Raw genomic sequence first — 14,088 nt, forward strand, 5'->3', positions numbered from 1 at the left:
TTTGAGAATTCTTCATGACTGCCTCGTCCCGTTTCCTGGCCTGGCTGGTGTTCCCGTTGTTTGCGCTGAGCAGCTTCAATCTGCTGGCCGATACCGTGGAAGGCGCACCGCAAGCGCTGCACCTGCTCGATTACATCAGCGCCGACTACCCGCCGACGGTAGCGGCGGGCAAGGTTGTCGATGACGCCGAATACCGCGAGCAACTGGAGTTCACTCGGGCGCTGCAAGGCTTGATCGCCGGCATGCCGGCCAAGCCTGAAAAGGTTGCGCTGGAGCAAGGTGTCAGCGCTTTGCAGGCGGCGATCAGTGCGAAACAGGACGGCGCCGAAGTGGCCCGTCAGGCACGGCAACTGGGCGCACAACTGGCCGTGGCGTATGAAGTCAGCCAGGCGCCGATCATCACCCCCGATCCTACCCGGGGAGCGCCGCTCTATGCGCAGAATTGCTCGGTGTGCCACGGCGACAGCGGCGCCGGTGATGGCCCGGCGGGCCTCGGCATGAGCCCGGCACCGGCCAATCTGCGTGAGGCGGCGCGGCTGGATCACCTGAGTCTGTATGCGATCTACAACACCCTGGGTCAGGGCGTTGAAGGCACCGACATGCCGGCGTTTGCCGATCAGCTCGATGATCGGCAGCGCTGGGATCTGGCGACTTACATCGCCGGTTTCAGCGCTGATCCGGCGGCAGCCAAGTCCGAGAAGACCTACAACATCGCCGATCTGGCGCGCCAGACCCCGGCCGAAGTGCAGGCCGCCGAAGGCCCGCAAGCGGCGGCGACGTTCCGTGCGCAACGCGCGCAGCCGCCGCAGGTCAAGCGTGGCCCGGCACAGTTGCTCGACTACACCGCTGCAACCCTGGACAAGAGCCTCGCCGCGTATCGCGCTGGCGAACACGATCAGGCCTACGATCTGTCGGTCGCGGCGTATCTGGAAGGCTTCGAACTGGTCGAGAGTTCGCTGGATAACGTCGACGCCAACGTGCGCAAAGACACTGAAAAATCGCTGATGGCGTATCGGCAATCGTTGCAGGACGGCTTGCCGGTCGAGCAGGCCGAGCAGCGTCTGGAAGCGGCCAAGGCTAAGTTGAAAGAGTCCGCCGGGTTGCTTGGCAGCGATGGTCTGAGCTGGTCGCTGAGCTACATCTCCGGTCTGCTGATTCTGCTGCGCGAAGGCCTGGAAGCGATTCTGGTGCTGGCGGCGATCCTCGCGTTCCTGCGCAACACCGGCCAGCAATCGGCGGTGCGCAGCGTCAACGTCGGTTGGGGGCTGGCGCTGCTGGCCGGCCTTGGTACCTGGGCGTTGGCGGCGTATGTCATCGATGTCAGCGGTTCGCAGCGTGAGCTGCTGGAAGGCGCGACGGCGCTGTTCGCCAGCGTCATGGTCCTGTGGCTCGGCGTGTGGATGCATGACCGTCGCCACGCAGCGGCCTGGCAGGATTACATCAAGAGCAGTCTGGTCGGTGGTGGCGGACGTTTCGGCTTCGCGATTCTGGCGTTCTTCTCGGTGTATCGCGAGTTGTTCGAAGTGATCCTGTTCTATGAAACCCTGTGGTTGCAGGCCGGCCCGGCCGGGCATGACGCGGTGCTTGCAGGTGGCGCGACGGCACTGGTGCTGCTGGTTGGTCTGGCGTGGGTGATTCTGCGCGGTTCGGCGAAACTGCCGCTGACGCTGTTCTTCAGTATCAACGCGGCGCTGCTGTGTGCGCTGTCGGTGGTGTTTGCCGGGCATGGCGTGAAGGCCTTGCAGGAAGCCGGGATCTTCGGCACGCGGCCGGTGGCGTTCTTTGAATTCGACTGGCTGGGGATTCATGCCGATGCGTATTCGCTGACGGCGCAGGCGGTGGCGATTCTGGCGATCGTTGTGTTGTATGGGCGTAGTTGGGTGGCGGAGAAGCGGCGGGTAGTCGCTTAACAACATTCGCTGCGCTCACATTCGCGAGCAGGTCGAATCGTCGCACCGTCGCTCCCACAGGTTTAGCGTTACCCTTGTGGGAGTGAGCTTGCTCGCGAATTGTTTTTGGAGGTTAGAAAAATGCGTGTATGGATCGATGCCGACGCCTGCCCACGGGCGGCAAAGGATCTGGTGGTGAAATTTGCGCTCAAGCGTCAGTTTGAAGTGGTGCTGGTGGCCGGGCAGCCGCAGATCAAGCCGGGGCTGGCCATCGTCAAGTTGATCGTGGTGCCGAGTGGGCCGGATGCGGCGGACGATTATCTGGTCGAGCACGCGGTACCCGGTGAGCTGGTGATATGCAGTGATATCCCGCTGGCTGATCGGCTGGTGAAGAAGGGCGTCGCGGCGCTCGACCCGCGCGGCAAGGAGTTCGATGCGCAGAACATGGGCGAGCGCTTGGCCGTACGCAACCTGTTCACCGATCTGCGTGAGCAGGGCCAGATGAGTGGCGGACCGGCGCCGTTTGGCGATCGCGAGAAGCAAGCGTTCGCCAATGCGCTGGACCGGATCCTCACGCGCCTGACCCGCAAACCTTAAGCCCTACACAAATCCCCTGTGGGAGCGAGCCTGCTCGCGATAGCGGTCGGACATTCAACAGATATGTTGCCTGATACACCGCCATCGCGAGCAGGCTCACTCCTACAGTAGACCGTGTCAGGCGTCGTTTTCGTGGGTCAGCTCGAGCACGCGGTCGACCAGTTTGTTGATCCCCGACGCCGCCTCACTGATGTTCTGCGCCAGCATGTAAGCCGGGGTGGTCACCAGTTTGCGCGCCTTGTCTTCGATGATGTCGGTCACCGCGCAGTCTTCGTGGGTGGCGCCCATCTTGTTCATCGCCGTGGCGGTGTCGGTGTCGTTGCCGATGGTGCAGATCACGCCCGGGCCGTAGATCTTTGCCGCGAGTGCCGGCGAGATGCACATCAGGCCCACCGGTTTGCCCGCTTCGGCAAACGCCTCGGCCAGTGCCAGCACTTCAGGCTGCACGCTGCAGCCAGCGCCTTCGACGGCGAAATTGGACAGATTCTTCGCCGCACCAAAACCGCCGGGCACGATCAGCGCATCGAAGTCGTCGACATCAGCCTCGCGGATGTCCTTGATGTTGCCACGAGCGATGCGCGCCGATTCCACCAGAACGTTGCGCGACTCGGGCATTTCTTCGCCGGTCAGGTGGTTGATCACGTGCAGTTGCGCGATGTTCGGAGCAAAGCACTGCACCTGGGCGCCGCGTTGGTCGAGGCGCAGCAGGGTGATGACACTTTCATGGATCTCGGCGCCGTCGTACACGCCACTGCCGGACAGGATCACTGCAACTTTTTTGCTCATGGGTTTCTCTCCAGATTCATGGCGCTAAATGTCCACTAAATTGTCGCGCGTTGCCATAGGCTCAAGGGGTGGCTGCACCTGCATGGAGCGCTTTCTACATGGATCGCAACAACGGCGGGGTGTTCATTATTTGGGGTTGCCTGCTGCGTAACGAGCGGGAGATTTTTGGCGCGAAGACGCCGCTGGCGAACTTGAATGCGCCAGAGCAGCGAGGATGAAAAGTGACGTATCTGACTGAAAGAGTCAGCCAGCCCGCTCAGTGCCGGCGGGCTGTAGCAGGTCGCCAGCGCGTTACTCGGCTGGCGTCTTCGGTTCGGCAGGCTTGGACGCTTCGGCTTGATTCAGCAGTGCAGCTTTTGCGGCTTGCTCGTCGGCGTAAACCTGCTTGGCCAGGCGCGCATTCTTGAAGCGGCGGCGTAGCCACAGGCCAACGCCAAGAATCAGCAGCGCACCCAGTACCCACAGCTCGTACTTCTTGATGCTGCCGAGCATGCCTTCCAGCACCGCGCCGAAGTGGTAGGCGGCCGCAGCCAGCGCTGTCGCCCAGATCGCGGCGCCAATGCCGTTGAGCAGCAGATAACGCCCCGGCGGATAACCCGACAGACCGATCGCCACCGGCATCACCGTGCGCAAGCCATAGACGAAGCGGAAGCTCAGCACCCAGATGTCCGGATGCTTGCGAATGTGCTCCAGCGCGCGGTCACCCATCATCTGCCAGCGCGGTTTGCGCGCGAGTAATTTGCGCCCGTGCTTGCGGCCGAGGAAGTACCACAGCTGATCGCCGGCATAGCTACCGAAGAACGCCACGACCACCACCATATTGATGTCCATGTATCCACGGAACGCGAGGAAGCCCGCGAGCACCAGAATGGTTTCGCCTTCGAAAAACGTGCCGAGGAACAAGGCAAAGTAGCCAAAGTCATGCAGAAATTGTTGGAGCATTGTCTGGGTGCTGGCGAAATGAACGCGCAGCCTAACCCTTCGGACACATTCATGAAAGTGTCCAAATGTGTCTCGACGTGAACAATTCCTACACAGAGAATGGAATGCGGCTACATGTCGCGGGTCTCACACAACTGTCATCTGTTCGTCATAATGGCCGTCTATAACTGTCACGCTCGCCCGTTTGCGCGGGCTCAGGAGTCTGCCGTGAGCTTTACCCCTGCCAATCGTCTGTTCCCAGCCACACGCCTGCGTCGCAATCGTCGTGATGATTTTTCGCGGCGGCTGGTGCGGGAAAATGTGCTGACGGTCGATGACCTGATCCTGCCGGTGTTCGTGCTCGACGGTGAAAACCGCCGCGAAGCCGTGGCCTCGATGCCCGGGGTAGAGCGGTTGACTATCGATCTGCTGCTCGAAGAAGCGGCGAAGTGGGTCGAGCTGGGGATTCCAGCGTTGGCGCTGTTCCCGGTCACCCCTCCTGAACTGAAATCCCTCGACGCCGCTGAAGCCTGGAACCCCGAAGGCATCGCCCAGCGCGCCACCCGTGCGCTGCGTGAGCGTTTCCCGGAGCTGGGGGTAATTACCGACGTCGCGCTTGATCCGTTCACCACCCACGGCCAGGACGGCATCCTCGACGAAGAAGGCTACGTGCAGAACGACGTCACCGTCGACGCACTGGTCCGCCAAGCCCTGTCCCATGCCGAAGCCGGCGCTCAGGTTGTCGCGCCTTCGGACATGATGGACGGTCGTATTCAGGCGATCCGCGAAGCGCTGGAAATCGCCGGACACGTCAACGTGCGGATCATGGCTTATTCGGCCAAGTACGCCAGCGCCTATTACGGCCCGTTCCGTGATGCAGTCGGCTCGGCGTCGAACCTCGGCAAGGCCAACAAGGCTTCTTATCAGATGGACCCGGCCAACAGCGACGAAGCGCTGCACGAAGTCGGTGCAGACTTGTCTGAAGGCGCGGACATGGTCATGGTCAAACCGGGCATGCCCTACCTGGACATTCTTTTCCGGGTAAAAGATGCCTTCAAAGTGCCGACCTTCGTCTATCAGGTTAGCGGCGAATACGCCATGCACATGGCGGCGATCCAGAATGGCTGGTTGAGCGAGGCGGTGATTCTCGAATCACTGACCGCCTTTAAACGTGCCGGCGCTGATGGCATCCTGACTTACTTTGCTGTCCGCGCCGCTCAATTGTTACGAGAGCAGAAATAGCCCTCCCAGGAACATTCAATGAATACCGAAGGACTCACGGAAGTTGCAGTAAAAGAAGCTCAACCGGTGGTCGAGCAAATCACCGAAACCCCGCCGGAGCTGGAGCCAGCGCCACCCGCGCCGGCGGCCGAACCTGCGGCGGTGGTGCCGGCGATCGCCATTCCGGGCCTGGATGACAGCAGCCTGTACATCCACCGCGAGCTTTCGCAACTGCAATTCAACATCCGCGTGCTGGAGCAGGCGCTGGACGAGTCCTATCCGTTGCTGGAACGCTTGAAGTTCCTGCTGATCTTCTCCAGCAACCTCGACGAATTCTTTGAAATCCGCGTCGCCGGCCTGAAGAAGCAGATCACCTTCGCCCGTGAACAGGCCGGTGCCGATGGTCTGCAACCGCATCAGGCGCTGGCGCGGATCAGCGAGCTGGTCCACGGTCACGTTGACCGTCAGTATGCGATCCTCAACGACATCCTGTTGCCGGAGCTGGAAAAGCATCAGGTGCGTTTCATCCGTCGCCGCAACTGGACGGTCAAGCTCAAGACTTGGGTGCGCCGCTACTTCCGCGACGAGATCGCGCCGATCATCACCCCGATCGGCCTCGACCCGACGCACCCGTTCCCGCTGCTGGTGAACAAGAGCCTGAACTTCATCGTCGAGCTGGAAGGTATCGACGCCTTCGGTCGCGACTCCGGTCTGGCAATTATCCCGGCACCGCGTCTGCTGCCACGGATCATCAAGGTGCCGGAAGAAGTCGGCGGCCCGGGCGACAACTATGTGTTCCTGTCGTCGATGATCCACGCCCACGCCGATGACCTGTTCCAGGGCATGAAGGTGAAGGGCTGCTACCAGTTCCGTCTGACCCGAAACGCCGACCTGGCGCTCGACTCCGAAGATGTAGAAGACCTGGCCCGCGCGCTGCGTGGCGAGTTGTTCTCGCGTCGTTACGGTGATGCGGTGCGTCTGGAAGTCGCTGACACTTGCCCGAAACACCTCTCGGACTACCTGCTCAAGCAGTTCAACCTGAGCGAGAGCGAGTTGTATCAGGTCAACGGCCCGGTCAACCTGACGCGGCTGTTCAGCATCACCGGCCTGGACAGTCATCCGGAGCTGCAATACACGCCGTTCACCCCGCAGATCCCGAAACTGCTGCAGAACAGCGAAAACATTTTCAGCGTGGTCAGCAAGCAGGACATCCTGCTGCTGCACCCGTTCGAGTCGTTCACCCCGGTGGTCGACCTGCTGCGTCAAGCCGCGAAAGACCCGCACGTACTCGCTGTGCGCCAGACCCTGTACCGCTCGGGCGCCAACTCCGAGATCGTCGATGCGCTGGTCGATGCCGCGCGTAACGGCAAGGAAGTCACGGCGGTCATCGAGCTGCGTGCGCGGTTCGACGAAGAGTCCAACCTGCAACTGGCCAGCCGCCTGCAAGCAGCCGGTGCGGTGGTGATTTACGGCGTGGTCGGCTTCAAGACCCACGCCAAGATGATGCTGATCCTGCGTCGCGAGGCCGGCGAGATTGTGCGTTACGCGCACCTCGGCACCGGTAACTACCACGCCGGCAACGCCAAGCTTTACACCGACTACAGCCTGCTGACCTCCGACGATGCCTTGTGCGAAGACGTCGGCAAACTGTTCAGCCAGTTGATCGGCATGGGTAAAACCCTGCGCATGAAGAAGCTGCTGCATGCGCCGTTCACCCTGAAGAAGGGCATGCTCGATATGATCACCCGCGAGACGCAATTTGCGCTCGACGGCAAACCGGCGCACATCATCGCCAAGTTCAACTCGCTGACCGATCCGAAGATCATCCGCGCGCTGTACAAGGCCAGCCAGTCCGGCGTGCGCATCGATCTGGTGGTGCGCGGCATGTGCTGCCTGCGTCCGGGGATTGCCGGGGTTTCGCACAACATCCATGTGCGTTCGATCATCGGTCGCTTCCTTGAACACACACGGGTGTTCTACTTCCTCAATGGCGGCGACGAGCAGATGTTCCTCTCCAGTGCTGACTGGATGGAACGCAACCTCGACAAGCGCGTCGAGACTTGCTTCCCGGTCGAAGGTAAAAAGCTGCTGACCCGGGTGAAGAAAGAGCTGGAGTTGTACCTGACCGATAACACCCACAGCTGGAGCTTGCAGTCGGATGGTCGTTACATCCGCAATACGCCGACTGGCAATCAGAACCCGAGGAGTGCGCAGGCGACGTTGCTGGAGCGGTTGGGCAGCCCCATCCTGCCGGTGAGCAGCTAAAGCCAAGAGCAAGAGCCCCCTAACCCTCTCCCGGAGGGAGAGGGGACAGACCGAGGTGTCTTACGCTATACGCCGACCTGAGAAATCGAGTCGAACTCAGGTTTGAACTGCGCCCAGATCGGCTCCCTCTCCCTCGGGAGAGGGCTGGGGTGAGGGGCATCGATCTCACGCACACCACTAAATCCCGGCCGAACACCCAATAAAAAAGGCGATCCAGAAGGATCGCCTTTTTTTGCGCCTGAGATTTAACTCAGTGAACAGTAAGCACAATCCCCACCCGCGTCAGCCAATCCGCCTCAAGCCCGAAATCCGCTTGAGTCAGCTGATTCTCATCCAGCCAGTTCTCCGGAAACTCCACATCCAGGTTGTCACCCTTCGCATGCAACACCACCTGCGGCATCGCCTGAGTTCCACGAATGTGGTGGAACAGAATCGCAAAGCGCAGCAGCACGCACAGGCGAATCAGCTTGTCGCCGTCGTCGCCAAAGTCAGCAAACTTGTCCTTGGGAATATTACGGCGATGGCCGCGCACCAATAGCGCGAGCATGTGTTGGTCTTCGCGGGAGAAGCCGGCGAGGTCCGAGTGTTCGATCAGGTAGGCACCGTGCTTGTGGTAGTGATAGTGGGCGATATCGAGGCCGACTTCGTGCACTTTCGCCGCCCAACCGAGGAGTTCGCGCCAGATGCCGTCGTCCAGCTCCCAGTCCGCCGCCACTTGATCGAACGCGTGCAAGGCTTTGCGCTCAACCCGCGCCGCCTGTTCCAGATCGACGTGGTAACGCTCCATCAGCGAGGTCAGGGTGCGTTCGCGCACGTCTTCGTGATGATGGCGGCCGAGCAGGTCGTACAGCACGCCTTCACGCAGCGCGCCGTCGCAGTGGTCCATGCGTTGCAGTTCGAGAGCATCGAAGATCGCTTCGAGAATCGCCAGACCCGCCGGGAAAATGGTTCGGCGATCCGGTTTGATGCCTTCAAAATCGATCTTGTCGACGTCGCCAAGTTTGAACAGGCGACGCTTGAGCCACGCCAGACCTTCGGCGTTCACTTCGCCAGTGCCGTGTCCGCCGGCCTTAAGCGCCAGGCCAATGGCGCGGATGGTGCCTGAAGAGCCGATGGCCTCATCCCAGGTCAGCCGATGCAGAGCGTGTTCGATGCTCATGATCTCCAGCCGCGCCGCCGTGTACGCCTGGGCGTAGCGGGCCGGGGTGATCTTGCCGTCCTTGAAATAGCGCTGGGTGAAGCTGACGCAGCCCATTTGCAGGCTTTCACGCAGCAGCGGCTCGAAGCGCTGGCCGATGATGAATTCGGTACTGCCGCCGCCGATGTCGGCGACCAGGCGTTTGCCGGGGGTGTCGGCGAGGGTGTGCGACACGCCCAGATAAATCAGGCGCGCTTCTTCACGGCCGGAGATGACTTCCACCGGATGGCCGAGGATTTCTTCGGCGCGGTGGATGAATTCGAGGCGGTTGCGCGCTTCTCGCAAAGCGTTGGTACCAACGATACGCACGGCGCCCAGCGGCATACCGTTGATCAGTTGAGCGAAGCGCTTGAGGCAATCGAGGCCGCGTTGCATCGATTCTTCGTTGAGCTTGCGCTCATCGTCGATGCCGGCAGCCAGTTGAACCTTCTCGCCGAGCCGTTCGAGAATGCGGATTTCGCCATTCTGGGCCTTGGCCACGACCATGTGAAAGCTGTTGGAGCCCAGGTCGATTGCGGCGATCAGGGACAGATTCTTGGCTTGGGATTGCGGCATGGTCAGGGGGTCTCGGTCGATAACCTCGACATCGTGCCACGATCAAACGCTGGCGCCAACGCGCATGGTTCAAACCGTTGATTCAACGCAGAAAGTCTGGAGATCGCGGCGCGGCCATTCGCGAGCAAGCTCGCTCCCACAGGTGACCGCATTCCAATGTGGGAGCGAGCTTGCTCGCGAAGAGGGCATCACTGCCTCAGAAGATCTTCAGGCTGTCGCTTCCACCGTGCCAATAAAGTTCGCCAGCTCCGCCGTCTGCGGATTGGCAAACAGCACCTTCGGATCCCCCACCTCATGCACCTTGCCATGGTGCATGAACACCAGTTTGTCCCCGACCTCGCGGGCAAAGCGCATTTCATGGGTGACCATGATCAATGTCATGCCTTCCTTGGCCAGTTGCCGCACCACGCTGAGCACTTCATTGACCAGTTCCGGGTCGAGCGCCGAGGTGATCTCGTCGCAGAGCAGAACCTTCGGCGACATCGCCAGTGCCCGAGCAATCGCCACGCGCTGTTGCTGGCCGCCGGACAACCGATCGGGGAACGCATCAAACTTTTCCCCAAGCCCCACGCGCTCGAGCATCTCGCGCGCCAGCTCCGCCGCTTTGGCTTTCGGCACTTTCTGCACCACTTGCGGCGCGAGCATCACGTTTTCGCCCACGGTCAGGTGCGGGAACAGATTGAACTGCTGAAAGACCATGCCGACCTTCTGCCGCAGGCTGCGCAGATCGGCGCGGGCGGCGTCGAGGTATTCGCCGTCGACTTCGATCACGCCGTCGTTGATCGACTCCAGGCCATTGAGGGTGCGCAGCAAGGTGGATTTGCCCGAGCCGCTGCGGCCGATGATCGCCACCACCTGGCCTTCCTCGACGCTGAGGTCGATGCCTTTGAGCACGTGGTGATCGCCGTAGTATTTATGCAGGGCGGAAATTCTAAGCAGAGGCATGCAGTCTCCTTTCCAGGTAGCGCGCACTGAGGGACAAGGGGTAGCAGAGCAGGAAGTAGCCGAGGGCGACGAGGCCGTAGACCATGAATGGTTCAAACGTGGCGTTGGCGAGCATGCCGCCAGTCTTGGTCAGCTCGGTGAAGCCGATGATCGAGGTCACGGCGGTGCCTTTGACAACTTGCACCGAGAAACCCACGGTCGGCGCTACGGCAATGCGCAGCGCTTGCGGCAGGATCACGTAGCGCAGTTGCTCCAGCGGATTGAGCGCCAGACTCGCCGAGGCCTCCCACTGGCCATTGGAAATCGACTCGACGCAACCGCGCCAGATCTCCGCCAGATAAGCGCTGGTGAACAAGGTCAGGGCAATCGCTGCGGCCATCCATGGCGAGATTTCGATCCCGGCCAACGCAACGCCGAAGAACACCAGAAACAGCTGCATCAGCAGCGGCGTGCCCTGGAACAGCTCGATCCAGGTGCGGGCGATGCTGCTCGACACAGAGTTTTTCGTGATGCGCATGATCAGGATCAGCAGCCCGACCAGGCCGCCGCCGATAAACGCCACCAGCGATAGCGCCAATGTCCATTGCAGGCCGACGAGCAGGTTGCGCAGGATGTCCCAGAAGGTGAAGTCACTCATGCGCGGCTCCTGCTGATGTAGCGGCGACCGATCCAATTGAGCAACTGGCGAATCAGCAGCGCCATGCACAGGTAGATCAGCGTGGTCAGTGCGTAGGTTTCAAAGGCGCGGAAGTTGCGCGACTGAATGAAGTTGGCGGCGAAGCTCAGCTCTTCGGTGGCGATTTGCGAACACACCGCCGAGCCGAGCATGACGATGATGATCTGGCTGCTCAGGGCCGGCCAGACCTTGCCCAGCGCCGGCAGCAGGACTACGTGACGGAACGCCTCGAAGCGCGTCATCGCCAATGCCGCCGAGGCTTCCAGTTGCCCGCGCGGGATCGCCTGAATGCCGGCGCGGATGATCTCGGTCGAATAGGCGCCAAGGTTGATCACCATCGCCAGCACCGCCGCTTGCCACTCGGAAATCTGCACACCCAGCGACGGCAGGCCGAAGAAGATGAAGAACAACTGCACCAGAAACGGCGTGTTGCGGATCAACTCGACGTAGACGCCGAAGATCGCCGAGAACGGGCGGATGTTCCACGCCCGCACCAACGCCCCGACAATGCCCACGCCAACCCCAAGCAGTGCGCCGATGGCCGTCAGCTCAAGAGTGAACAGCGCGCCGCGCAGCAACAGGTCGGTGTTTTCCACCACCGGCATGAAATCGAACTGATAAGCCATGAAGGTCTCCCGCGCAGTCGATCAGAGATCGGCCGGCAGCGGCTCTTTCAGCCAGGTCTGCGAATTCTTTTCCAGTGCGCCGTCAGCCTTGGCGGTGGTCAGGATGTCGTTGACCTTGGCCAGCAGCGCTGCTTCGTTCTTGTTCACGCCGACGTAGACCGGCGAATCCTTGAGCTTCACTTTCAGCGCCGGCACGCGTTTCGGGTTCTTCTCGCTGATCGCGACCATCACCACGTTGCCGCTGGCGATCAGGTCGACTTGCCCGGCGAGGTAGGCGGCAATGGTCGAGTTGTTGTCTTCGAAGCGTTTTATGGTCACGCCTTCGGGGGCGACTTTGCTCAGCTCGATGTCTTCGATGGCGCCACGGGTGACGCTGATGGTCTTGCCCTTGAGGTCATCGAGGCTGGCGATCGCAGCGTCTGGCGGGCCGAACACGGCGAGGTAGAACGGTGCATAGGCGCGGGAGAAGTCGATGACTTTCTCGCGCTCGGGGTTTTTGCCGAGGCTGGAGATCACCAGGTCGACCTTGCCGGTAGTGAGGAACGGGATGCGGTTGGTGCTGTTGACCGGGGTCAGCTCGAGTTTGACCTTGAGTTGATCAGCCAGCAGTTTTGCCGTGTCGATATCGAGGCCGCGCGGTTTCATGTCCGGGCCGACCGAGCCAAACGGCGGGAAGTCTTGCGGCACGGCGACTTTCAGTGTGCCGCGTTTGACCACATCGTCGAGACCGTCGGCGTGAGCCGGGACCTGGCTGAGCAACAGAGAGGAAAACAGAGCGGCGAGGAGGGCGCTGTAACGCTTGGTCATGGACAATCTCCGGATCGGCGAGAAGTGATTTCTGCGATCGGACAGAGCATGCGCCGTGCCAAGACGTGGTTTTCGCCCCCGCAGACCGCAGTTCCAGCGGCTTTGTTCGGTCTTACTGGTCTGAACAGTAAGGTTGTTTTTCGCACCGCTATCGCGCATTGCTCCGCAGCACCGAACCCCGCTGGGGCACGACTTGCCGGACTCGACAAATAGCTTTACAACTAGCCGCACATTGGCCTGGCGCGTCTGAAAAACCATGAACTCGATTTCCCGTGCGGTACCCGAAGTGGCGCTGCAAGCGATCCGCAAACTGATCACCGAACAAGGTTTCGGCGCGGGCGATGCCTTGCCGTCGCAGCGAGATCTGGCGCTGCAACTGGGTGTCAGTCGGGCATCGTTGCGTGAGGCGCTGTCGTCGCTGAGTGCGTTGGGTGTGGTCAGTATTCAGCCAGGCAAAGGCGTTTTCGTGCAGGCGCCAGTGGAATTGTCGCGCGGCGACAGCGCGCCGGGCTGGTCGTTTGCGGCGCAGGCGTCGCCGCTGGATATCTTTCAGTTGCGCTATGCGCTCGAAGGTTTTGCGGCGGGGCTGGCGGCGGTGACGTTAAGCACATTCGATCTGGATGCGCTGGAAGACAATGTCGCAGCCATGCGCGAGCAATTGAAGGCCGGTGACTTTGAAGCAGCGGCGAAACTCGACTTTGAATTCCACCGACGGATCCTGCTGGCCAGCGGCAATCAAGCGATGCTGAACATCCTCACCGCCAGCGCCGAGATGTTCCTGGAGAGCCAGAAACTACCGTTCATCCGCGCCGAACGTGCGATGGAAACCTGGCAGGAACACCGCAAGATCCTCCGGGCCCTCGCACGCCGGGCGTCGGGCGCGGCACAAAAAGCCATGCAGGAACACGTGCGCAACGCCGCCCTGCGCACTGGAATTTCCTTCATTGCCCCCGCCACGGCGTGACTTGAGCTATACCCAAACTCATCGAGTGCCATAGCAAGACTCAATCAACTGCGGCTTCCTGAACAGGGGAAGGGCGGCTATGATGGGCCACGTTTTTTTGCTTACAACCTGGAGAATTCCATGAGCAGCGATCTTATCAAACACGTTAGCGACGCTAGCTTCGAAGCCGACGTACTCAAGGCCGAAGGCGCTGTCCTGGTCGATTACTGGGCTGAATGGTGCGGTCCTTGCAAAATGATCGCTCCGGTTCTGGACGAGATTGCCGAGACTTACAAAGGCAAGCTGACCGTTGCCAAACTGAACATCGACGAGAACCAGGAAACCCCGGCCAAGCACGGCGTGCGTGGTATCCCGACACTGATGCTGTTCAAGAACGGCAACGTTGAGGCGACCAAGGTCGGCGCCCTGTCGAAGTCGCAACTGGCTGCTTTCCTCGACGCCAACATCTAAGCGTCGCTGTAAAGTGCCTGAAAAAAAGCCCCGCAATTAGCGGGGCTTTTTGCGTATTCAGGGCTAGACGCTCCGAAACTCAGGTGGTACATTCGGCCCCGCACTGGTTTCTCCACTGCCCCCTGCTAGCCGTCGCCGACGCACTCCTTTTCGAATTAGTTCGCGATCCTGTCGCCTTCTCCGCGGCG

13 protein-coding genes are annotated in these 14,088 nt (G+C 60.9%); 6 read left to right on the forward strand and 7 right to left on the reverse strand.

Annotation, left to right across the window (positions count from 1 at the left end; genetic code table 11):
- The first annotated feature begins 14 nt into the window (after window positions 1–14).
- Together L8H52_RS15205 and L8H52_RS15210 are read left to right on the forward strand one after the other, a co-directional pair.
- On the forward strand, window positions 15–1,910 hold the full coding sequence (locus L8H52_RS15205) for an FTR1 family protein (RefSeq protein WP_242207708.1): 1,896 nt from the start codon (window positions 15–17) through the stop codon (window positions 1,908–1,910).
- A gap of 120 nt (window positions 1,911–2,030) precedes the next feature.
- The gene (locus L8H52_RS15210) at window positions 2,031–2,486 is read left to right on the forward strand and encodes a YaiI/YqxD family protein (RefSeq protein ID WP_007911138.1); all 456 of its coding nucleotides are present in this window, start codon (window positions 2,031–2,033) and stop codon (window positions 2,484–2,486) included.
- Window positions 2,487–2,603: 117 nt separating this feature from the next.
- Here L8H52_RS15210 and elbB read toward each other — a convergent pair whose 3' ends face one another.
- Together elbB and L8H52_RS15220 are read right to left on the reverse strand one after the other, a co-directional pair.
- Window positions 2,604–3,272 carry an isoprenoid biosynthesis glyoxalase ElbB gene (gene elbB, locus L8H52_RS15215; RefSeq protein ID WP_242207709.1) on the reverse strand — a complete coding sequence of 223 codons (669 nt, stop codon included), beginning with the start codon at window positions 3,270–3,272 and terminating at the stop codon, window positions 2,604–2,606.
- A gap of 291 nt (window positions 3,273–3,563) precedes the next feature.
- The gene (locus L8H52_RS15220) at window positions 3,564–4,214 is read right to left on the reverse strand and encodes a DedA family protein (protein ID WP_242207710.1); all 651 of its coding nucleotides are present in this window, start codon (window positions 4,212–4,214) and stop codon (window positions 3,564–3,566) included.
- A 207-nt stretch (window positions 4,215–4,421) separates the two neighbouring features.
- Between L8H52_RS15220 and hemB the strand changes: the two genes are divergently transcribed.
- Both hemB and ppk1 read left to right on the forward strand, forming a co-directional pair.
- Window positions 4,422–5,435 (forward strand): porphobilinogen synthase, encoded by a 1,014-nt coding sequence (hemB, locus tag L8H52_RS15225; protein ID WP_242207711.1) that lies wholly within the window; start codon window positions 4,422–4,424, stop codon window positions 5,433–5,435.
- 18 nt (window positions 5,436–5,453) lie between these two features.
- On the forward strand, window positions 5,454–7,679 hold the full coding sequence (gene ppk1, locus L8H52_RS15230; RefSeq protein ID WP_242207712.1) for a polyphosphate kinase 1: 2,226 nt from the start codon (window positions 5,454–5,456) through the stop codon (window positions 7,677–7,679).
- Between the two features lie 250 nt (window positions 7,680–7,929).
- Here the strand turns inward: ppk1 and ppx are convergent, their stop codons facing one another.
- The 5 genes from ppx to L8H52_RS15255 form a co-directional block, all read right to left on the reverse strand.
- A complete protein-coding gene (ppx, locus tag L8H52_RS15235) occupies window positions 7,930–9,432 on the reverse strand; it encodes an exopolyphosphatase (protein ID WP_242207713.1) in 1,503 nt (500 codons plus the stop codon).
- A 207-nt stretch (window positions 9,433–9,639) separates the two neighbouring features.
- Window positions 9,640–10,377: an amino acid ABC transporter ATP-binding protein gene (locus L8H52_RS15240; protein WP_007911148.1), complete on the reverse strand. Its 738-nt coding sequence runs from the start codon at window positions 10,375–10,377 to the stop codon at window positions 9,640–9,642.
- Window positions 10,364–11,014: an amino acid ABC transporter permease gene (locus L8H52_RS15245; protein WP_242207714.1), complete on the reverse strand. Its 651-nt coding sequence runs from the start codon at window positions 11,012–11,014 to the stop codon at window positions 10,364–10,366. Before L8H52_RS15245 ends, L8H52_RS15240 begins: the two co-directional genes overlap by 14 nt.
- Window positions 11,011–11,679, reverse strand: a complete 669-nt coding sequence (locus L8H52_RS15250) for an amino acid ABC transporter permease (RefSeq protein WP_242207715.1) — start codon at window positions 11,677–11,679, stop codon at window positions 11,011–11,013. The genes L8H52_RS15245 and L8H52_RS15250 overlap by 4 nt, the downstream gene beginning before the upstream one ends.
- 21 nt (window positions 11,680–11,700) lie before the next feature.
- A complete protein-coding gene (locus L8H52_RS15255; protein ID WP_242207716.1) occupies window positions 11,701–12,486 on the reverse strand; it encodes a transporter substrate-binding domain-containing protein in 786 nt (261 codons plus the stop codon).
- Window positions 12,487–12,742: 256 nt separating this feature from the next.
- On the opposite strand from L8H52_RS15255, the gene L8H52_RS15260 reads away from it, so the two are divergent.
- Both L8H52_RS15260 and trxA read left to right on the forward strand, forming a co-directional pair.
- The gene (locus L8H52_RS15260; RefSeq protein WP_242207717.1) at window positions 12,743–13,450 is read left to right on the forward strand and encodes a FadR/GntR family transcriptional regulator; all 708 of its coding nucleotides are present in this window, start codon (window positions 12,743–12,745) and stop codon (window positions 13,448–13,450) included.
- A 120-nt stretch (window positions 13,451–13,570) separates the two neighbouring features.
- Window positions 13,571–13,900 carry a thioredoxin TrxA gene (gene trxA / locus L8H52_RS15265; protein ID WP_003206727.1) on the forward strand — a complete coding sequence of 110 codons (330 nt, stop codon included), beginning with the start codon at window positions 13,571–13,573 and terminating at the stop codon, window positions 13,898–13,900.
- Window positions 13,901–14,088 lie beyond the last annotated feature (188 nt).

The sequence above is a fragment of the Pseudomonas sp. CROZ-RG-20F-R04-15 genome (assembly GCF_022662375.1).
Classification (GTDB): Bacteria; Pseudomonadota; Gammaproteobacteria; order Pseudomonadales; family Pseudomonadaceae; genus Aquipseudomonas.